This is a genomic window from Hymenobacter sp. BT188 (assembly GCF_014333585.1).
Lineage (GTDB): Bacteria > Bacteroidota > Bacteroidia > Cytophagales > Hymenobacteraceae > Hymenobacter.
This window is the reverse complement of the sequence record NZ_JACSCW010000014.1, coordinates 1-21,166: the sequence shown is the minus strand read 5'-3', so window position 1 is coordinate 21,166 and position 21,166 is coordinate 1. Positions and strand designations below refer to the sequence as shown.

Genomic DNA, 21,166 nt, shown 5'->3' with positions numbered 1-21,166 from the left:
CCCTGAGAGATTGAGTAATATTAAGAGAATACTTTCTAAAGGAATTTCTGTTGAACAATTTTTAAAGGAAGATATTACTGAAAAAAATAGATTACTTGATATTGAATGGCAAAAGTCGCTTAATAATATTTTATACGATTGGCAATATTTAGCTTTAGCAGTAATTTGTTTTGATGTAAATATCAATTCAGTTGACAAAATTGCTTCAATAACTAATATAGAAAATAAATTATTATTAGGTTGGTTACCTAAAGTTTCATTTTTGGATTTTAAGGATGACGAGGTTACTTATATTTCCTCTTCATTTAAAATTTTTGCTGAAGATAAACTTAAAAAGTACTCCGATAAAGTTTCAGATTTATTGATTAATTACTATTTGAAAAGTGCAGATGATAGCTCTATAATAAACCTTGCAAGTCATTACGAAAAAAGCAAAGCCTACGCACCAGTCGTCAATTTATTAACGTTAGATAATTTAACTCAAATAATATCTAATAGTAAATCATTTGGCGAAATAAAAAGTTTGATCAACTCTGGATACAAAGCTTCCGGAAAGATGTCTGGAGCTTACGATAGTATATTCAAATTTGCGCTTCATAAAAGTATTTTATTAGAATTGCAGACAGCTGATACCAGAGAAGCAGAGATACAAGCGTGTGTTGCTTTAAGAGATAATGAGAAGGCATTAGCTATAACGTCAAGCGCAGTCTTAAAGGAAGACAGGTTTAAAATGTTAATTATTTATGCTAAGGAATGCAAAGCAAGAAAGGTTGAAATCGACCAAGTGATCATTAAAGAGATAACAAATGCTATAAGCAATATAGATTTAGATTACATAAAAGAGAACCTTTTAGAGATTGCAACAAACCTTGCCCAAGTATTACCATCTCTTGCGATTAAGCTAATTGAAAGAGCATCCGAAGAAGGAAAAGAAAATCCATCTGTTGAGTGGTTGCTAGCATACTTATCGGCTATATCAAGCAAGCAAAGTGATAACAATACTACTGCACTCGATTTGAGTAGTGATCGCACTGAAGAAGATTTCATAAGTGCTTTTTTTGCATCTGTCGATAAGCAAAGTAGTGATATCACAGCTCTGCAGATAAAGAAAGATATACTAAGCTTCAACAGTATTTCAGATAGGCTATATATGGTTAGGTCTTGGATTAAATCAAATCCTACTAATTCGAATGCTTTTGAAGTAATGAATCTTGGAATTGATTTATTACTAGAAGATTCCTCAAATAATAAACCTACCACAACGGCTTTATTTGATTTATCGGTTCCTTTGCCAAAGCTTAATAATGAAAACAACATCGTTGCATATATTGACAGATTAAATGCTTTACTGCAAACAATAAATACTCCGAGCATAGATTGGATTAGGCTACAGTTATTGCTTATTGAAGCCGAGCTTCGCGTCAATAACGCCAATGCTAACGCAAGACTTTGCAAATTAATTGAATTTGTATTTAGCTTAGAAGATGTAACGATAAGAGCTCAAGCGTTTGCGAGATGTTGGGCACTTATAAAATCATTATTCTCATCCGGTTTTCAAGAAGATGAAATTATCATTAGAGAAAATGAAATAAAGGACTGGCTTAGCAAAGAACTTGATAACATCATTCTAAACACTGCACAGCAGTTTAGAGAATTAGAACCTATAATAAAGGTCTTAGCACTCGTTGATTTAGAATATACGATTGCATTGATAGAGAGGGTAAACACTTTGTCTCGACAGAACTGGTGCTTCATAAGTTGCATCAACAGCTACGTAACTAAGCCAGTTAACGAATGGGACATTGCAGCCCTTAGAAGAATAATAGGAAAAGTAAAGGACGAAAACTCGTTAGGTGAGATTGCGCTGTCAATAGTTAAGTCAGCTTATAAACAAAACAATAACCGTATAGATGGCAGGCACAACTTTTTACAGTTACTATATATTATTGAACAAATTGAAAATGATGAGCTCAGTTGTTATGTGATTGTAAAATCTATAGCAGTATTACTAAACAAGCCAAAAATTTCATCTGGATTAACGAAAAATTATAATATTCCTATCAAAAAATTAAAGGAACATCTAAAAAAATGTTGGCTGCAATTATCTAACCCATGGATAAGAGTAAATGTAGGATACAAAATATGTGCAGACATTGCAATTACGGATCCTGATCTTGCTCAGGAGTATTATCGCGAATCAAAGGAGCTAGAGTCCTTAATATTTGTAGATAATATAACTTATGCTTCAGTTACTATTAAATCCATCATGATTGCTGTTGAAGCATGTGTAGGCGCTTTTAAATACGGCTTAAATCCAAATTTTGAGGAAATTGGATACTTGGTGGGAAATATAAATTCCAATCTTGAACAGTCATTAATATGGTCTGAATTTGCAGTTAAAGCTTATTTAGCAAATGCTAAACCTCAGGCTGAATATATAGTAACTAATAAAATATTGCCTATAATTGACGTATATAGTATTGAGAAAAATGATAAAAAGTATTTAAATAAAGTCATTCTTACTGCATCATCAGCTTTATATTTAACTCAACCAGCGAATTTTCTTCTATTACTAGAAAAGCTACCACAGCTATATAAAGAAAGCGCTATTGTAAATATTTCAAACGTATTGATGAATAATGTCTATGAAGGAGATAATTATGCATCTGAAAATGGCTTTAGTGAGATTAAATATCAGCAGATATCTGAAGTTGTGAATCTTATAAAGTATGTTGATGATGACACGTTATTGTTTATGCTGATAAGGAGAATAGCATATACCTTAAAAACATATCCTTTATGTATTACTCGTGAGCAGAAGTCTTCTGTAAAACAAGTTCTGCATACTCTATTAAAAGAGAAGTTACCAAGCAAGACTGGCGGGATAAAGCATGAAGGGTATTTAATAGTATGTGAAGCTTTATTGGGTCATCTTGATATAATATATCAAGACTCTGATTATAATAAATTTATAACTAACTTATACGAACGGGCAGAGAAGATAAACAACTTAGCTGATAGGTCGTTCGTGCTTAGTGAATTAGCGTCTCAATGTAATGAGAAGGCAAAGAAAATGAGACAAACGTTACTCGATAAGTCATTTGAAACTGCAGATCGTATTCCATCAAACAAAGAAAGATTTGATAGATATGAAAACGCACTCAACGTTGCAAAGGATATTCACGAGCCTCTTTTCTTAAATAAAATAAGAGAAATAAATAACGAAATTTTTAAAATTGACAATAAAGAGTTATTCCCAACTCACAGAAGACTTATCGATATAGCATTCGAGCATGATAAAGGTTTAGCCCAGAGATTAATATCTTCTTTGGATACAGATCCTGCTCGAAAGAAAATGACTTTCCCAGTTTCTAAACATTTAGATAATATTAAAGAAGAGGAAGATGCGATTGATAACTATGCCGATTTTAGTAAACTAAAAACACGGCTTCAAATTTCACGAGTGGCTTCCCGGAACTTGGGGCAATTAAACTCAGGTAAGCGTATGCCCAAATCGATTGATCAAGCATCCTTACTACTAAAGACCGCTTCTAATATTCCTTTCTCTTATTCTACTAGTGTGTTTGAATTATTTCTTAAAAACATATACAAAAAAACTGGATCAGTTTCTAAACATAAAGGGTTGGTTCAAAATATATATGACTCATCTGTGGTTAATGCTAAACTAACTTACAATATTGTTTCTAACCTTTCATTAAAAAAATCTTATATGCCTTCCAATTTTTCTTTAAAAGATCCTGAGCAAACGTTTGTAGTCAAACCTGGACAAAGAGATGCTGCTCTTAACTATGTTTATGAATTTGTTTCAAAGACAGAAGCAGAGGAGATATTCATTATTGATTCCTACTTTTCAGAGAATGATGTGCGCTTTCTAAGAGGCATTGTAGAATCATGCCCGAATGCACACATTACTGTAATGACTAGTTTAGAAGGCAATAAAGGAAAGGTGAGTATTGATAAACCTGCTTTTCTTAGTGCTTGGAAAAGCATTTCAGCTGATCCATTACCTAATGTGACAGTTATACGTGTTAATAAATCCGATCAAACATCGCCATTTCATGATAGATGGATTATTTCAAATGATCTCAAATACGGACTTAGAATTGGCACTTCAATTCAATCAATAGGCGGGGGAAAAGTATCCGAAATTTCAGTAATGTCACAAAGTGAGATAGAATCGATTTATAATGACATTATTGATCCCTTTGCAAACCAGAGGTTAAAAATCTATGGTAAGGACAAAATGAGGTACGAAAGCTTTGATCTTTAATATAGCTCATTCAAGCAAGCAGGCTTTATTAAGTAATAAAACCTGCTTGCTTGAAAATTTCTCTTGAATTCAAGGTTTAGTAATAAGAATATTATTCTTAGGATTCTCTTAGCAGTATTCACGCTCGAGTAACGGCTAGGCCTGTTAAATGCGCGTGTAGATCATGTCACACTCAAACTCTGCCAGCAAAGCAAACAAATTGAACATCCGCCTGTATTTCGCTGTGGTCGCATCTAAGTAATTCTGTAGGGAAAACTGAATCTACGGTTCAAAGCCGAGCACGAAATCAACTAAGTGTTTTAAGTAGTGACGCAGCCAATCCGGCTTCTAGACTACGACGGTATCGCCGGGCTGGACCTAGTCGAGCAGCTCGCGTAGAGTCGGGCCTAAGGGCTGTGGGCTTTTTCCTTCGCAATCTCATGGCAGCTATAAGCCCGCAACGCATCGAGCTGTAGGTGCAACTGTTGCTGTTAGGTCGATACCCGCGCGATGCCCCAAATCATAGACAAGTCTCAAGAAGTCAGCCTACTTCAAGATACTGAATCATAGATTATTGAGACAACAATTTTAGACCTTTTGTCAACCTTCTTGCGGTCGAAATCGGCCCGCGTACTAATCACTTATTCGTCCGAGAAAACGGTCCAATAAAGAAACGGACGAGACAATCGATCAACTTTATTCCGGACGACACAAAGCAGGTTAGTTGTTCATTTAAACGAACGTATTTCTGTACAAACTGGCGACTGGCTGGCCCAACCAGGAAGGGCAACCCAAAGCCGCTGCTTTGGTTCAGAAAACTTGTTCAGCAATCAAAGTACAGAAAACACTACCTTCGCCACGGATACCCTGTACTTTGCCCCATGAACATCGGCTACGCCCGCGTCTCCACCCGCGACCAGAACCTGGAACTGCAACTTGATGCCCTGACCAAGGCGGGCTGCGAGACCATCTATCAAGAGAAGGTGTCCGGCGGGGCCAGCGCCAGCCGCCCCGAGTTAGAGCGGCTGCTCACGCAGCTGCGCCCGGGTGATACCGTATATATCTACAAGCTTGACCGCTTGGGGCGCTCACTCAAGCACCTGCTGCAGGTGGTCGGCGACTTGCAGCAGCGGGGCGTGGGCCTGGTGTCCCTGACCGACGCCATCAACACCACCTCCGCCCAAGGTCGGCTCGTGTTTAATCTGTTCGCTTCGCTCGCGGAGTTTGAGCGCGAGCTGATTCGCGAGCGTACCCACGCCGGGCTGGCCGCGGCCCGGGCGCGGGGCCGGGTCGGGGGCCGCCAGCGGGGCCTCTCGGAAGAAGCCGAGCGCACGGCCATTATCGCCGAAACGCTCTACCGCGAGCAGCAGCTCGGCGTCAACGAGATTGCCCAGCGCCTGCGCATCTCCAAGGTCACCCTCTACAAGTACCTCCGCCATCGTAAGGTGGTCATTCACGCCCACCGCAAACCCGCCCCGGCCAATCCACCCGTTTAACCTTGGTACCAACCTTTACTCAAGGCCAAAAACTTGGTAGCAGCTTGGAGGCAAGACGGCCAAACCAATAGCTTTCGGAGCCGTCGATTCCGCCGAGGTAGGGGTGGTTTTTCTCCGCCTCCGCCCGCAGAACTCGAGTAAGCCGTTCGCCCGCGCAAGGCTTACGGCCGACATACGGGAAAATGCCCAAAAAGCCGTACGTTCGTCGCGTGTGCCTACGCCGCATCGTCCCGGCCTGGGTGTCGATTCAGGTGTTGTATCTACGAGCGCCCCTTCCTTCTCTTCCCTGGTGTTTCATCCTGTCAGTCCCCATGACGCGTTCCGAACTCGAAGCTGCGGGCTTTATTTATGCGGATTATCTGCCCCAGGGCACGCGCTACGCGCAGGGGGACCTCTATGTGCTGCTCACCCCGGCGAAAACCGTGCGCCTCTACCTACCCGACGCTTCCGATGTGGTGGAGATTGCCACCGGCGACTTGTTCACCCCCGACGTACATTACCAGGGCCCCATCCAAGATATGGAGGAGCTGCTGCGTTTCGTGCACGGGGCCTTACGGTAAGCCTGCCCACGGGGTGGGCAGGACCTTCAGAAAATTCAGTTTTTGGCTTCACGCTTGCTTTGGGGCCGCCGTCCTCCTCCCTCTTCCTGCCCACCCCCCGTACATGCTCCTCCACCAGCCCTTTCAGGGCGCCTTACGCACCGAGTTAAGCTCCCTCGAGCCGGGCAACCCCGTCGCCCAGGCCTACGCCCTGTATACGCTGGCGCAAGCCGCGCAAGCCGCGGAGCCCTTTACGCCCACCAGCATCACGGCCCGCCCCCGGCTGGTACCGACACGCTGTGGATTCCCCCGCTATGGTGCCGTGCGGGGGCCATGATCGCCCCCGCACGGCACCATAGCCACCCCGGCAGGAGCGGGGTAGCGAGGAGGGAAGGAGAACCAGCCCGCCCAGCGTGCTCCGGGCAACGTGGCACTGGCTTTGCCAAGAAGGAGAAAGCACCCGGCCGGCAACCCGGGCGTCGTTGTTCTGCAGGTGATTATCGGTGCTATTTCGTAGCTATTAGGTGATGAGTAACGTCTATTTTCCCCTTCCCCCCGCCACCCTGGCCCCGGCCGCGCAAGCGCAGTGGCTCGGGCGCCTGCAGGAGGCCGAGCGCATTAGTGGCCTCCGGGAGGCCGGCGGGCCGCTAGTGAGCCGCGAAACGCTGGCTTTCCTGCAGCGCTATGTGCAGGGCGAGCTGAGCTTGGCCCAAGTCGTGCGCCTGCAATCCCAGCGCTTACCCGGCAAATAAGGCCCAGGCAGGCAGGCCCCATCCGGCGGTAGCGCGAGCACGGGCGGCGAGCAAGCTGGCGACATTCTTGCGGGGAAAAAGCACGAAATGCCCTAGGGTAGTGCGCAGGCACGGTGCTTAGGGTAAGTAGATAAGGGGGTTAGTCAGAAGAAAATGCTTACGTGGATTAGTCTTCATCAAGCTTGGTTGCTGAGCATGGCGGGCATTCTGACTGCTATCCTTATCATCAACCGGGTGCTCCGCACCTGGGCCACGCATGCCGGCGGGCCACCGCGTACCGGGCACTCGGGGGCGGATGGCTCCGTCATCGACCCCAGCACGCGGCCTGCCAAACAGAATAGGGCTGCCAGTAGGCGTGAGGCGGCCAGGGAAATAGTGTAGTCTAGGGCAGCGATGATAGGCATTGCCCTGGAGCAACAAGTGGAGCTGCGCCAGCAGCCCACTAAGCTTGCAGGCCTACCTTCACGACCAGATTAGGTCCCCAGCGGCAGGCCTGGCATCACTTATCGATATTAAAGCCCAAGCCAAACTGAATCAGGCTGTTTTCGGATGACTGCTGGTAGGACACCGAAAAGGCGAGGGTTTCGACCACGGGCGCAAGGTAGAGGCCGCCGCCGTAGCCCGCATGCCAGCCCCCAGGCGAGTTGCCTTGGTAGTATACCCGCCCCTGATCGTAAAAGCCAAACACCCCGAAGTAAAACGGCAGAAAGCCGTTCTTGACCTGCCCTAAGGCCAGGCGCAGTTCGGTATTCACATAGAGGCTGGCGTCGCCGGTGAAGCGGTTGCGGTAGTAGCCGCGCAGGTTTTCGCGCAGGCCCAGCGAGGTAAGCTTGTAAAAGGGAATGTCGTCGACGGGCCCGTAGTTTTTGGCCCCGCCGCCCTTCAGTACCAGGGTAATGGGCAGCCCGAGGCGCGTGGTGCCGTAGTACTCGGTAAAGCCCTGAGTGAGGCCAAACGTGCGTTGCGGGCCGCGAAGCTGGCGGTAGCTTTCGTGCCGGGCCTGCAGGCGCACCCCGCGGCGGGCAAACCTGGGCCGGTCGCGGAAGTCCAGGTCCAGCAGGCCCTTGACGCCCAGCAGCTGCTGGGCGCTGGCGTTGGGCCGGTTGAATGCGTCCGGCGGAGGGGTCTGGGTCGAGAGGCCCAACAGGCTGTTGTCGGCAAAGTTGGAGGTGTAGTCTTCAAAGGCTGGCCCCAGGCGCAGGGTGCTCCGCTGCAGGAAGATGCGCTCCAGAAAGGCGTTGAGCGTGAAGCCCCGGTAGCGGGCAGTGTAGAACCTGTCGTTGTAGCGGTCCTGGCTGATGTCCGTATCGTTGCCGATGCCGAAGAAGTTGTAGTAGGGAAAGTAGTTGCCGAAGCTGGCCTCGGCGCCCGCATCGACTTTGCCGATGGCATAGCGGTGACGGGTGCTGCCGGTAAGTAGCAGCAAGCCGTTGCTACTGCTTTGAATATCGAAGGCGTAGAGGTTTTTGAAACCGGGCTTGCGGAACCCCTGGCGGAGAAAGCTGACCCCAGCGCTGACGCCGAAGCCGTCGTTGCGATTGTAAAACAGCGTGAAGCGGGGCTGATATGAGTTGTAGTCGAAGGCTTCAAAATTGTACTCATTGATATTCGACCGCGTCGAGGTGCGGTTGTCAGCTTCTTTACCCAGCTGCAGGTCCGTGTCGGGCACGTCATACACCTTGGTCAGGGTGCGCAGGCCTTTCACCCGCGATTCATCTACCATATGGTCCTGGCCCGCCCCACCAATGAGGCGCACCAGAATGCTCCTGGAAGCTTCGCCACGGACATAGAACACGTCCCGGCCGTCAAACCCGTAGACGCTGATTTCCTCGGTTTCGGCGGGCTTAAAAGTGCGGTCATACAGGGCCAGACCGTCGGGGCTTTCGCCTTCTTTGGACCGGTCGAACACCTGCACCCTCACTTGCCCAGCAGGCAGGCGGTCCACCTGAAATACCTCCCCCTTGTTGCTGCCGTGCACATCCACGCGCCGGGCCAGCAGCCGGTAATAGTCGTCCACGGCCTGGGGCAGGTCCTGGATACGGGCCTTGAGCTTGCGGTTAATGTCGTTGCCGGACAGGGGCTGTATTTCCGGGGGCAGCTTGCCAGTGGCCTCGTCAATGACGGCCGGCGTCAGTTGGGTTTGCAGGTAGCGGGCGGCCTGCTGCCACTGCTCGCGGCTCAGGCCCTGCAGCAGGAAACGATCGAGGTCCTTGGCGGGCCAGTTGAGGCTTTTCAGGTCGTGGAAGTGGTCTTCAAACCCCTCAATGCTGCCCACGGCCCACTCGCGGTCGGCCAGGTACGTGAGCAGGCCGTTCCACTGGGTAAACGCCTGGTCGCGGTCGCGCGGAATGGGGCGGTACAGGGTGCCGCCGTCGGGCTGCTTGAAAGCGGCCCACTTCCAGTTGTCCTCATGCTTGCCGAAGTCGGCAATAAGCATATCAAAGGCCCGGGCTTTGGCCAAGCCCAGGGCATCGACCTGGTTGTCGTGGTCTTTGTAGAGTTGGCGAAACAGCCCGAAGCTGCGCTTTACCTCTTCACTGCCCCCGAAACCGGGCAGGTTGGGCTTGGCATCTGAGGGCCGGTCCTCCAGGGTGCCGAGCAGACCGGCATACTGCTGGCGGTAGGGGCCAAGCTGCTGATTATCGGGCAGGCGAAACAGCCGTGGCCGGGCGTGCAGGATGTCGGTGTGGTCGAGTAATGAGCCGGCCACCAGGGCCGAGTAAGGATGCGCCGTGGCCGTGACGTCGCGCAGGATGTCGGCCGCAATGGAGTGGCGCAGCTGAGGCGGCAGGATGTTGGTCACGTCCTTGTCCACCGAGCGAAAAACGTACTCTGAACTGTCCGCGGCAATGAGCTTAAGGGCCGTGGTCTGGCGGCCTCCACCTTTACCGAAGGGGCGCAGGCCGCCTTTCTCGGAGCGCAGGTCCAGCGTAGGTACTTCTACCGGCTGGATCCACGAGGTGCGATAGACCGGGCCTATGAATAGGCGCTTGCTAAACGTGCCCCGATACTGCGGGCCCGGAGCGACGACCGTGGATGATTGAAAAGGCGCATCGGGTTTCGGGGTTTTGGGGAAATGGCTTTCAGTAGCGCACGTGAGCAGAAAAGCGTTGGTGGGGGCCTCCTCCTCCACTGCTCGTTTTTGGAGGGATGGAGAGCCAGGGCCGGCAGCCAAGCAGGCAGAGCGGAAGAGCGTGGTAGTAAAGGGGGCCTTCGGAGGGGATTCATCCCCGCTGAAAACATAAAAAGAAGCTTTCACGGTACCATCCGCGAAGTAGTCCAGACGGGAATAGCCCTCCTCCCGTTGGTTGAACAGCGACTCGCCTTGGGCACCGACGTGGTGCCCTTCGACCAGGCTGCCGGAGACGAGATGATAGTTGCCCTGAAAGGGGGTGAGCTGCAGGCTGTAGTCGTGGGCGGCAGCGTATACCACGCCCGGGTTGCTTTGCAACGTATTCAGCAGCTCCTTGCGGAGTTCCTGGTAGCGCGGATTGGCCATGTCGCGTGGGGTGCCTACGTTCTGCCGGTAAGCGGCGTACACCGTGCCCAGCACCGGGGGCAGCAGGTGACGGGTGAGAGGCGGGTGGCCACCATACTCGCCGTTGCTCACAAAGGGGTGGTGGCCGGCCAGCAGCACGTTCCTGCCCCGGGTTTCGTCGAGAATGTCCTGCAGCTGCTCCCGAAATTCCTCCGCGGTCAGGGTTTTGCAGTCCGTGTCGGGCGCTTCGGGTCGGTCGTAGGGGTGGGTAAACCAAGGCGTGTTGAGGGCCACCAGGCGCACCAGCGGGGCTACGTCCACCACTTCAGGGCCGGGACAACCGTTGCTCGGCAGGAAGGCGTTTTGGCCGGGCAGCTGCTTTTCAATGTACTTCTCCAGCCGGCGCACAGCCTTCAAGCCATCCGGGCCGGAGTTGGCCCAGTCCTTATCGCCGGGCAGGAAGTAGATATGACCCTGGGGCAGGCCTTTTACCAGGGAAATGAGCGCGTCGGCGCGAGTGCGGGCGGGCTGCGCCAGGACACTATCAGCTTTGCCCGCCAGACCGGTGTTGCCGACGATATCGCCCAGGTGGACAACCGTAAAAGGCCCGGTCTGCTGCTCCAGCACCTGCCGCAGCTGGGCCAGGCGAGCAGCCGGTACTTCCCGCTGGGCCGTGTTGCCAAATAGAAAAACCCGATGCTTAGGCACCTTTTCCTGCGCGGCGGCGGGGGCGATGGCCATTACGGCCGCGGCCAGCAAATAGGTATAACGAGTACACATTGGAGTAAACCATCTATGCTTTTTTGATTGTATAGTGCTGGGAGCAAGTGAATGATCAACTCTACCCCCTTGATTTTGTGGCTACGCTCGTAGGCGACAGCTCACAAAATGTGTAAGTCGACGTGCAGGGCCAGGAGCAGGAGAATGGTGAGACCCACCAGTACCCGATAGACCCCGAAACTTCGAAAGCCGACGCGAACCACCACGCGCAGGAAGGTCTTCACGGCGAGCAGTGCCACCCAAAAAGCTATTACGTTGCCAAACAACAGCAATCTCAGTTCTTCGCCGTTGGGTAACGTCGTATGGTAGACTTTATAGAACTGATAGGCGGTAATGACGGCCATCGTAGGCACGGCCAGCAAAAACGAGAAGTCGGCGGCCGAGCGCCGGTCAAACCCCTGAGCTAAGCCCCCGATGAGGGTGGCGGCCGAGCGCGAGACGCCCGGGACCAGGGCGACGCACTGAAACAGGCCAATGTTAAATGCCTGCCCCAAACTGGGCGTCGTGACCTGCTTACGCTCCCCGATAAACCACCTGTCAATAAAGAGCAGCACAATACCCCCCAATACCAAGGATACGGCCACCACGGTTACACTTTTCAGCAACACCGTAATCATATCCTTGAGCAAAAAACCCAGTAGGCCAAAGGGCACAAAGGCCGTGATTAGCTTTAGGTAAAAGTCTAGGCTCTGCACAAACCGCCGCCAGTACAGCGCCACCACCGCGAGAATGGCCCCAAACTGAATCGAGGTAATGTAAACTTCGGTAAAGGGCACTTGCCCGATGCCGAGCAGATTCGCCACGATAATCATGTGACCGGTGCTCGACACCGGTAAAAACTCTGTCAGGCCCTCGACAATAGCGAGGAACAGCGCTTGCCAATAGGACATAGGAGGCGATAGTAGCTGGCCGCATGAACGGGCCGCGAGTGAAGGATTCTAAAATTCGAGCAGGTGCGGTGGGCTCACCAGCAGCGGAATGACGACCAGCGCAATGGCGGACACGAGTAGCTTGTTCTTACAGCAGGAAGCAGGTTAGTAATGCCTGTTTCCCGGTGATCGGAGAGCTTAGTGACACAGATATACGGAAGCATTCTGTAGTAATTCTGAAGGCTAGGGGAGTGGCCCGCGCCGGGCCAGTCAGCAGGTGCGGATAGCACTCCCCTGGCAGTTAAAAGCCTAAACGTAGCGGTCAAAGAGCCGGTGCATCCCTTCCACCCCCAGCTTGGCGCCTACCTCGCCGGCCAGCACGTCGGAGGGAAAGGGCACGACCCGGGTAGAGGCCACCACTGGAAAGCTATTCGGTGATTCCCAAAGCGATGGGTGCCTGGAAGGCCGGGCTTGAAACAAAGCATTTCATATCCACCGTTGGCTCGTAGAACCGCGTGTGTCCTACCCGAATCTCTATTTTGTGCATTAGCTAGCTTCCTGCGCCCCTTTCGCGCGCCCGAAGGCCCAGTATAAGGCTGGCATACCCAGCAGGTTCAGCACCGTGGAGGTAATAACGCCCCCCAGAATCACCACCGCCATCGGGTGCTCAATTTCTGCGCCCGGCTCGTTGCCCGCCAGGATGATGGGCAGCAGGGCCAGCACCGAGGTCAGGGCCGTCATGATGATGGGCGACACCCGCTCCAGGGAGCCCCGGATGATGAGCTCCTTGCCGAAGGGCATGCCCTCCTCGCGCTCCAGGTGCTGGTAGTGGCTCACCAGCATGATGCTGTTGCGGGCCGCCACGCCCAGCACCGTAATAAAGCCCACAATGGAGCCCAGCGACAGCACCCCGCCCGTCAGAAACGCCGCTAGCAGGCAGCCCGACACGGCGAAAAACAAGCTCAGGATGCCCAGCGTGGCCAGCCGCACGGTGCCAAAATCGGTGTAGAGCACCAAAAAGATGCCTACCAGCGAGAGCAGGACCAGCAGGGCCATACGGTTCTGCGAGGCCTGCCGCTCGGCGTACTCGCCCAGAATTTCGGGGTGGTAGCCGGCACTAAAAGCCACGCCGTCCACCTGCGCCTGCACGTCGCGGGCCACCGAGCCCAGGTCGCGGCCGCGCACGTTCAGCGTCACGTCGATGCGGCGGGAGGACGCCTCGCGGGTGATTTCGTTGGGCGTGGGCACAATGCGCACGTCGGCTACTTCCTTGAGGGGCACGGCCCCACCGCCGGGCAGGCCGATGAGCAGTTCGCGCACGGCCCCGAAGTCCGAGCGCACGGCCGGCTGGCCCCACACGGCCACGTCGAAAATCTTCTGCTCCTGGTAGATCTCGCCCACCTTGCGGCCCTTCACCAGCGTGCTGATGGCCTGCAGCACCGTGCCGGGGCTCAGGCCAAAGCGGGCGGCGGCTTCGGGCTTCATCTTCACCTGAATCTGGGGCACGAGGGTTTGCTGCTGCACTTTCAGGTCGACTACGCCCTCCACGCCTTCGAGCTTACTGCCCACTTCCTTGGCCTTGGCATAGAGTTGGTCGAGGTCGGGGCCAAATATGCGGACGACGATGGTAGCCGAGGTGCCGGTCAGCACCTCCTTGATTCGCTCGCGCAGGTAGGTGAGCAGGTCGCGGTAGAGGCCGGGGTAGCCGTCCACCACGGTCTGGATTTTGGCTACGGTAGCCTCGTAATCCACCTTGGGGTCAACCGAAATCCAGAGCTCGGTAAAGTTGGGTCCTACGACCTCATCCGCTACCTCGGCCCGGCCGATGTGGGCGCCGAAGTTGCGCACGCCCGGAATGGCTCGCAGCTCTTTGCTGGCTCGCACCGTGATGCGCGACATAGCCTGTAGTGAGGTACCGGGCTTCTCCACCCAGTGCATCAGGAAGTCGTACTCCTTGAAGTTGGGCAGGAACTCCTGCCCGAAAAACGGGACCAGCAGCATCGACACCACCGCCACGCCGGTCAGCGACCAGGCCACGCGCTTGGGCCGGGCCAGCAGGCCGGGCAGCACGCGGGCGTAGCGGCGCTTGAGCCAGGCCACGACGGGCGCATCCTTGGATTCTTTTTCCGCGGCTTTGGGCAGGAGTAGCAGCGCCAGTGCCGGCGTCAGCGTCAGGGCCACGAACAGCGAGGCCAAAATGGCCAGCACGTAGGCAAAGGCCAGCGGCTGGAAAAACGCGCCCGACAAGCCCGGCAGCAGGAAAATGGGCAGCAGGACCAGCGCCACGATAACCGAGCCATAGATAACGGCCGAGCGCACCTCCATCGAAGCTTCGTAGACCACGGCAAAGGATGTTTTGGGGGAGCCGGCCTCCTTGTTGAGCCGCAACCGGCGCATGATGTTTTCCACGTCGATGATGGCATCGTCGACCACCTCGCCCAGGGCGATGATGAGGCCGGCCAGCACCATGGTGTCGATGGTTTTGCCGGAGTAGCGCAAGGCCAGCGCCGCCGCGATGAGGGACGTGGGCAGCGCCAGGGCGCTAATCAGGGCCGTGCGCCACTCGTAGAGGAAGAACAGCAGCACCAGCACCACCAGCACGCAGCCGATGAGCAGCGACTTGTTCAGGTTGCTGAGCGACATCTCAATAAAGGTCGCGGGCCGGAAGATGGTCGAGTCGATTTCCAGCCCCTTCAACCCTGGCCGCATGGCATTGAGCGCGGCTTCCACCTGGCGCGTCACGTCCAGGGTATTCGCGCCGGGCTGCTTTTCCACGATGAGTAGCAGGCCCGGCCCATCGTTAATCACGGCGTCGCCGATGGGCGCGGGGAAGCCTTCGACCACCTGCGCCACTTCGCCCAGCTTCAAACTCACGCCGTTGCGGAAGGTTACCGGCATCTGGGCTAGGTCGGCGGCGGTCTGGATGGCCGAGCTTTGCGAGACGGCCAGGCGCTGGTTGGGCGAATCGATGAAGCCGCCGCCGGCCAGCGTGGTGGCATCGGCCGCGGCCTTTTCCACTTCGACCAGGGTGAGGCCCAGGGTGCGCAGCTGCTCGGGGTTCACCAGTACCTGTAATTGCCGGTCGCGCTGCCCCCAGATGGCCACGTTGGCCACGCCGGGCACGGCCATCAGGCGCGGGCGGATGCTCCAGCGGGCCAGCGTGGTCATTTCCACCTGCGTGAGGCTGTCCGAGGTAATGCCGATTTTCAGCACCCGGCTCGTGGACGAGAGCGGCGAGAGCATCACCGGGGGGCGGGCCACGCCGGGCAGCGTGGGCGCTACCCGCGCCAGCCGCTCCTGCACGGCCTGTCGGGCGTTGTTGATGTCGATGCCCTGCGGGAAGTACAGCACGACCGACGAGAGCCCCAGCACCGATTTGGAGCGGATTTTCTTCACGTCGGGCGTGCCGTTCAGGGCGTTTTCCAGCGGCACGCTCACCAGGGCTTCCACCTCGGCCGTGCTCAGGCCGGGGGCTTCGGTCTGCACCTCCACGTAGGGCGGCGCAAACTCCGGGAATACGTCCAGCGGCGTGTTGCGCACCACCTGGAGGCCCGCCACGAGCATCACCCCAAACAAGATGACGACCACCAGCCGCAGCCGCAAGGCTGATTCAATTATCCACTTCATTCGATAGTATTGAAAGTCCTTTTACCTCAGTAGCACGTCATGCTTCGGCAAGCTCAGCAGGACGTCCTTTTTATTTCAGGGCGTTTTCCCATTTCACCATTAGTGGCTGCCGCCGAACTCCGTTCCGAATAATTCCGCTGCGCCATCCGTCACGACCTCCGCACCGGCCTGCACGCCCCGGGAGATGACGATTTGGTCGCCCACCTCCCGCTGCACCTCTACCCGTTGGCGGGTGTACTGCAGGGGCTTGGTGCGCACGTACACCCACTGTCCGCCCGAGGCGTCGTAGAGCAGCGCGGCGGCCGGGATGGTGAGGGCCGCCGTAGTGGCCGGGCCGCCCGTAGCCGCGTTGCCGTTGCCCAGCGTCACGTCCACGGCCACCCGCTCGCCGGGGCGGAAGGATTCGTCGGTGTTGTCTAGCTCGAAAAACACGTCGGCGGTGGCGGTGCCGGTGCCGGCCGTGCCCGTGCCCGGAGTGCCGGTAGAGGCGGACGCGCTGAGCAAGGGCGCTTCCACTGCCCGCGCCTGCCGCGCCGCGCCGCCGTTCAGGGGCCGCACGGTTACGGCTTGCTCCGTGCCCAGCCGGCGCAGATCGCCCACGAACAGCGGCACGCGCACCCACACCTTATCAAGGGAGGCCAGCTCCACCAGCACCGTGTTAGCCGTGACCAGCGAGCCCGTGGCCACGCTCACGCGTTGCACCACGCCGCTCAGGGGGGCTTTGATGAGCAGGGCCTGCCCCACTCCGGCGTTGCCGTTGGCCGCCGCTTGGCGGGCGCGGGCGTCGGCCAAGGCACGCTGGGCCAGGGCCACGTCGGCGCGGGCGTCGTCGCGGGCGCGCACGCTGCCGGCCCGGTCGGCCAGCAGTTCTTCGGCCCGGCTCAGGCGGGCCTGGGCCACCTGCAGCTGGGTGCGGGCTTGGTCCGTGCCCTGGTCGAGGGTCAGCAGGTCGCGCTCGGCCGGCAGCGGTACGAGGCTGTACAGCGTCTGGCCCTGGCGCACGCGCTGGCCGGCCGTGATAGCAGCCCCGCCGCGCAGCGTGCCCTGCACGGGGGCCACGATGGTCACGGCCTGGCCGGGCACGGCCTGAATCTCGCCGCCCACTTCCCGCGTGGCCTGCACGTTATCGGTTTTGATGGCCACGGTTTTGATGCCCAGCCGCTTTTCCGCGTCGGCGGTAATGGTGACGGTGGTCAGGTCGGATTCTTTGACCGGGTTTTCGACTTCGGAAGCCACGATGACCTTGGGCTTCTCGTCTTTGCCGCAGGCAGCCAGGCACAGCAGGCCGGCCAGGGCCAGGGAGCGGGAAGTAGTATAAAAAGGGGATACGGGCATGGAAAAGAGCAATTAAGGATTAGAAGCGGCCGCCCACGGCGTAGCGCAGCCGGGCTAGGGCGCGGCGCTGGTCGGCGCGGGCATCGGCAGCGCGCTGGCGGGCGTCGAGCAGTTGGCGGGTGGTTTCAGCCACCTGCACGTAGGGAAAGTCGCCGTTGATGAAGGCGCTGGTCGAGCGGCGCAGCGCGTCCTGCAGGCTGGGCAGGAAGCTGCGCTCCCACAGGGCTACGCTCTGCGCAGCCTGCTCGTACTGGGCATAGGCTTCACGTACGTCCAGGTTCACGGTCTGGCGCAAGGCCAGGTACTGCCAGGAAGCCTGCTCCAGTTCGGCTTTCACCCGGGAGATGCGGCCCTGGTTGCGGTTAAAAATGGGCAGACCGATGGCCGCGCCCGGCCCTAGGTGCACCGGATTGGGGTCGTTGAGGCGGGCGTTGAGCGAGAGCACGAAGGAAAACACCCGGCTCCGCTCCCACCGCAGCCGCTTGCCGATGCCCTCAATACCGATGCGGGCGGCCCACAGGTCGGGCCGGGCGGCGTAGGCCGAATCCAGCAGCACGGGCAGTGGTGGCACCGTGGTAGCCGCCGCAGGGGCCGCAGTGAACCGCACGGAGTCGGCATTTACCGAATCCAGCCCCAAGGTGGCCAGCAGACGCAGGCGAGCCACTTGGGCGTCGCGGCGGGCGCGGTAGTAATCATCCACCGCGCGCAAGGAGTCGGCACTGGGGGCCACCGTTTCCAACTCACTGGCTTCGCCCACGCGGTAGCGGGCGCGCACAATGCGCGCCACTTCGGCCCGCATGGCAATGGCCTCGCGGGCGATGCGCAGCCGCTCATCGGCCAGGGTGATGTCGATGTAGCTCACCTGCGCGTCGCGGCTCACCAGCAGGCCGCGGCTCACCAGGCTTTCGGCCACGCGCTGGGTTTCCAGCTGGGCGGCCCGGACCCGGCCGGGGCGCTGCCAGAGCAGATCGGAGGCGAAGTTCAACGCCAGGGACGCGGGCGAGGTGCCAAAGGCCGTCACGCCGCTGAGCACGGGGTTTGCGAGCAGGCCGGCATCCTGCAAGTCGGCTTGCGCCAGGGCCAGCGCGCTAAGGTCGGCCTGGAAAGCGGGGTTGCGCGTCAGGGCCAGGTTCACGGTTTCATCCTCGCTCAGGCCGTCCTGCAGGTTGGGCAGCGCAGGAGCCGGGGCGCGGGCCGTGCGGGCCGCGCCCAGCTCGTAGCCGGCCCGGGCCCGCAGGCGCTGGGCCACGTGCTCACGGGTGTAGGTGGACTTGGTGCCGGCGCAGCCCGCCAGCAGCAGGGGCAGCGCCAACAGCCAGAGGCCGCGCCAGCGGGGTGAGGTAACCAGGGGAACAGGGGTTTGATTCAGGGAGGTAACGGTCACGGCAACGGGTAGTGGGGCAACGGAAAAAGAACGTGCAACGGCTGCATCGCGGGGCATGAAATAGGACTACTAATGAAGGTGGCAGGTTAGAATTAATTTTAATGCCATTTTAATCTCAGTCAAGTAGCACTATAGGCAGAAGTAGTGGATGCAGAAAGCGGCAATACGCACAAGGTTAGGCGGCGTTTCTGAAGCAAATCTGTAGGGGCCCTAGAGGCATCTTAAACACAGCTTTAACCCGAAAAAAAGCCTGAACAATTGCACCCTCATTGCCTCGTTCGTTATTGCTCTATTTCCTCCACCCGCAGCCCTTTGATCTCCCGACGCAGCAGCACCACGTTGCGGGCATACACCACGATGCCCGGTACATTACCCAAAATCAGCACGTAATCCACGGGGCGGCGCAGCACGGCATAGGCCAGAATCAGGGCGGAGCCAATCAGGCTGACCAGCCAGAAGCCTAGGGGCAGCACCGACTCGCCCTTGCGCTCGGAGTACAGCCACTGGTAGACGAAGCGCAGCAGAAAGATGGTCTGGCCCACGGCCCCTAGCACCAGCACCCCGCCCGGAATCCGGTTTTCGAGCATAGTTTGCAGACTAAAAAACGAGGTGCCGGCCACAAACCAGCCAATAGCCGCTAGCGGGAATATGTAAGCGCCCGCCCGAAAAGCGCCGTGGAGCTTGCCCCACTCACCCAGCAGCTGCAGGTTGCGAATGTAAATGCCGTAGCTGATCAGTTGAGCCGCCAGAATAATGGGGTCGTGGCGCAGCATGCCGTACAGGATCATCAGAAACGATGAGATCAGGCTGATTTGCCAGAACCGCACCGGCACGAGCACGCGCTTGGCCCGCTCGCTCTGAATCCACTGCAGAATAATGCGGCTCGAGAACAGCAGCTGCGCCATAAACCCGAGGCCCAAGGCAGCGGTTTGGGTGCTCACTAGCGCCATTGGTCAAGGTAGGTAGTAGCCCGAACAGCACCCGGTAGCAGAGGGAGAGCAAGCCAGGGGGTAAGGGACGCTAGACGTTGGCGTAAAAAAAACATTGTTTAATTTTTTATAGTGCGGGCGAAATCAGGGCGGCAAAACGCCTCAGGTTTCGGTTTCACGCGCTACACCTGCACGCCGGCCCCGCCGCCCGGACCCAACCCCGGCTGATTCGCTTAGCAGCTTAAAAAACAACGCGCAGCGTGTGCAGGGCCTGCTCGGGGGCGTACGCATAGTCATAGTGAATGTCAAAACCGTATAACTCGCCGATGCGCTGCACAATAGAGAGGCCCAGTCCCGGCGAATCGGAGGCCATGTTATGCTTGCGAAAGCGCTCGAAAAATTGCGCCGGCTGCTCCTTGGCGGGTAAAGCCGGACCCGTGTTGGTTATTTCCAGCGCCGCCGCCGTGAGCAGAACGCGCAGCAGCCCGCCCTCATGATTGTGGCGGATGGCATTGTGTAGCAGGTTGCTGACCAAGGAATCGACCAGGGCGGGGTGGAGCGGAAGCGCTGGCACGGGGGTTAGCGATACTTCCAAGCGCAGGCGCTTGGCCTGAATAAAATCTTCCAGCTGGTGCAGTTTCTCACGCAGCACCTCATCCAGGCGGATGGGCTCGGCAGCGATGAATTGGCGGTTTTCAATTTTGCTCAGCAGCGTCAGGCTCTGGTGCAGCCGGGTGAGCCGCTGGGTCGCCGTATACAGGTCACTAATCAGGGGCGCCGCGGCGTCCGGCAAATCCGGCAGCTGTAATAACTGCTCGAGTTTGGCCTGCATGATGGCCAGCGGGGTCCGCGTTTCGTGGGCGGCATTTTCGGTGAACTCTTTGAGCGTGGTGTAGTCGTTGGCCACGCGCTGGCTCATGCTGGTAAGCGCGCGGTTGAGCTGCGTGAATTCCTCGATGCGGGTATCGGGCAGGTGCAGGACCTGATGGTGCCGCACGTCATAGCCTTGCAGTTGGTGCAGGGTGCGCTCAAACGGGGCCCAGAGGCGGCGGGCCAGCCAGCGGTTCAGCACCACCATCCCCCCCAGCAGCGAACCTAACACACCTACTAACAGCAGCAATATAAGCTGCCGCACATCCTTGGTTTCCAGCAAGGACTTACTCAGGGACACCCACTGGGGGCGGCCATCGAGCGTGAGGGGAAAGGTCAGTTGCCGATAGGGCTCCAGCTCATTTTCCAGGGGCTCCAAAAGTAGTACGTCGCGCAGGCCCGCGGGCTGGGGCGTGGCGCTGAGGCTCGTGCGCCCTTCAAAGGGCGTAGTGGGCAACTTACCGGTGCGCTGCACGGCCCGCGTGAGGTACTCCCGCTGCTGAAACAAGCGCTCTTCTACTTCTTCCCGCAGCGCCCACAGAACGCCAACGTACAGCAGCACGCTGCCCACCGTGAACAGCAAGCCCGCGAGCAGCAGGTAATAGCGGTTGGTGGCGGCCAGTAGTTTCATTCGACGCTCAGCTTGTAGCCCATTCCGTAAATGGTGCGGATATAATCGCCCGCCCCTTTTTCCTGCAGCTTCTTGCGCAGGTTCTTCAGGTGGGTATAGATAAAATCAAACGAGTCGGCCGCGTCCGCCGCGTCGCCCCAGACGTGCTCGGCAATTGATTCCTTCGTCAGGACGCGACCGGGGTGGGCGAGTAGGTACAGTAACAG

13 protein-coding genes and 1 pseudogene are annotated in these 21,166 nt (G+C 56.1%); 6 read left to right on the top strand and 8 right to left on the bottom strand.

The annotated features are described in order from the left end of the window. The first annotated feature begins 10 nt into the window (after positions 1 to 10). The 6 genes and pseudogenes from H8B13_RS20575 (at position 11) to H8B13_RS20550 (ending at position 7,438) form a co-directional block, all read left to right on the top strand. The gene (locus H8B13_RS20575) at positions 11 to 4,291 is read left to right on the top strand and encodes a hypothetical protein (RefSeq protein ID WP_222841503.1); all 4,281 of its coding nucleotides are present in this window, start codon (positions 11 to 13) and stop codon (positions 4,289 to 4,291) included. Between the two features lie 860 nt (positions 4,292 to 5,151). Further along, positions 5,152 to 5,745: pseudogene (locus H8B13_RS20570) on the top strand (recombinase family protein); the annotation flags it as partial. 332 nt (positions 5,746 to 6,077) lie between these two features. Further along, positions 6,078 to 6,326, top strand: coding sequence for a hypothetical protein (locus H8B13_RS20565; protein ID WP_133271092.1), 249 nt, complete (start codon positions 6,078 to 6,080; stop codon positions 6,324 to 6,326). A 103-nt stretch (positions 6,327 to 6,429) separates the two neighbouring features. Continuing rightward, positions 6,430 to 6,642: a hypothetical protein gene (locus H8B13_RS20560; protein WP_133271093.1), complete on the top strand. Its 213-nt coding sequence runs from the start codon at positions 6,430 to 6,432 to the stop codon at positions 6,640 to 6,642. A 190-nt stretch (positions 6,643 to 6,832) separates the two neighbouring features. After that, positions 6,833 to 7,057 carry a hypothetical protein gene (locus tag H8B13_RS20555; RefSeq protein WP_133271094.1) on the top strand — a complete coding sequence of 75 codons (225 nt, stop codon included), beginning with the start codon at positions 6,833 to 6,835 and terminating at the stop codon, positions 7,055 to 7,057. A gap of 153 nt (positions 7,058 to 7,210) precedes the next feature. Continuing rightward, entirely contained in the window at positions 7,211 to 7,438 is a 228-nt protein-coding gene (locus tag H8B13_RS20550) for a hypothetical protein (RefSeq protein ID WP_166075237.1), read from the top strand. A gap of 118 nt (positions 7,439 to 7,556) precedes the next feature. Here H8B13_RS20550 and H8B13_RS20545 read toward each other — a convergent pair whose 3' ends face one another. The 8 genes from H8B13_RS20545 to H8B13_RS20510 form a co-directional block, all read right to left on the bottom strand. Beyond that, complete coding sequence (locus H8B13_RS20545; protein WP_187312673.1) at positions 7,557 to 11,315, bottom strand: hypothetical protein; 3,759 nt, start codon at positions 11,313 to 11,315, stop codon at positions 7,557 to 7,559. Between the two features lie 101 nt (positions 11,316 to 11,416). Continuing rightward, positions 11,417 to 12,205, bottom strand: coding sequence for an undecaprenyl-diphosphate phosphatase (locus H8B13_RS20540; protein WP_187312672.1), 789 nt, complete (start codon positions 12,203 to 12,205; stop codon positions 11,417 to 11,419). Between the two features lie 525 nt (positions 12,206 to 12,730). Further along, complete coding sequence (locus H8B13_RS20535) at positions 12,731 to 15,811, bottom strand: efflux RND transporter permease subunit (RefSeq protein WP_187312671.1); 3,081 nt, start codon at positions 15,809 to 15,811, stop codon at positions 12,731 to 12,733. Between the two features lie 99 nt (positions 15,812 to 15,910). Continuing rightward, positions 15,911 to 17,146, bottom strand: a complete 1,236-nt coding sequence (locus tag H8B13_RS20530) for an efflux RND transporter periplasmic adaptor subunit (RefSeq protein WP_187312670.1) — start codon at positions 17,144 to 17,146, stop codon at positions 15,911 to 15,913. 19 nt (positions 17,147 to 17,165) lie between these two features. Next, positions 17,166 to 18,530, bottom strand: coding sequence for a TolC family protein (locus tag H8B13_RS20525; RefSeq protein WP_187312669.1), 1,365 nt, complete (start codon positions 18,528 to 18,530; stop codon positions 17,166 to 17,168). Between the two features lie 281 nt (positions 18,531 to 18,811). Further along, the gene (locus H8B13_RS20520; RefSeq protein ID WP_187312668.1) at positions 18,812 to 19,480 is read right to left on the bottom strand and encodes a lipid-A-disaccharide synthase N-terminal domain-containing protein; all 669 of its coding nucleotides are present in this window, start codon (positions 19,478 to 19,480) and stop codon (positions 18,812 to 18,814) included. 220 nt (positions 19,481 to 19,700) lie between these two features. After that, positions 19,701 to 20,960: a sensor histidine kinase gene (locus tag H8B13_RS20515; protein WP_187312667.1), complete on the bottom strand. Its 1,260-nt coding sequence runs from the start codon at positions 20,958 to 20,960 to the stop codon at positions 19,701 to 19,703. Next, positions 20,957 to 21,166: helix-turn-helix domain-containing protein (locus H8B13_RS20510; protein WP_187312666.1), on the bottom strand; the 210-nt coding region annotated here is incomplete at its 5' end. The genes H8B13_RS20515 and H8B13_RS20510, both read right to left, overlap by 4 nt.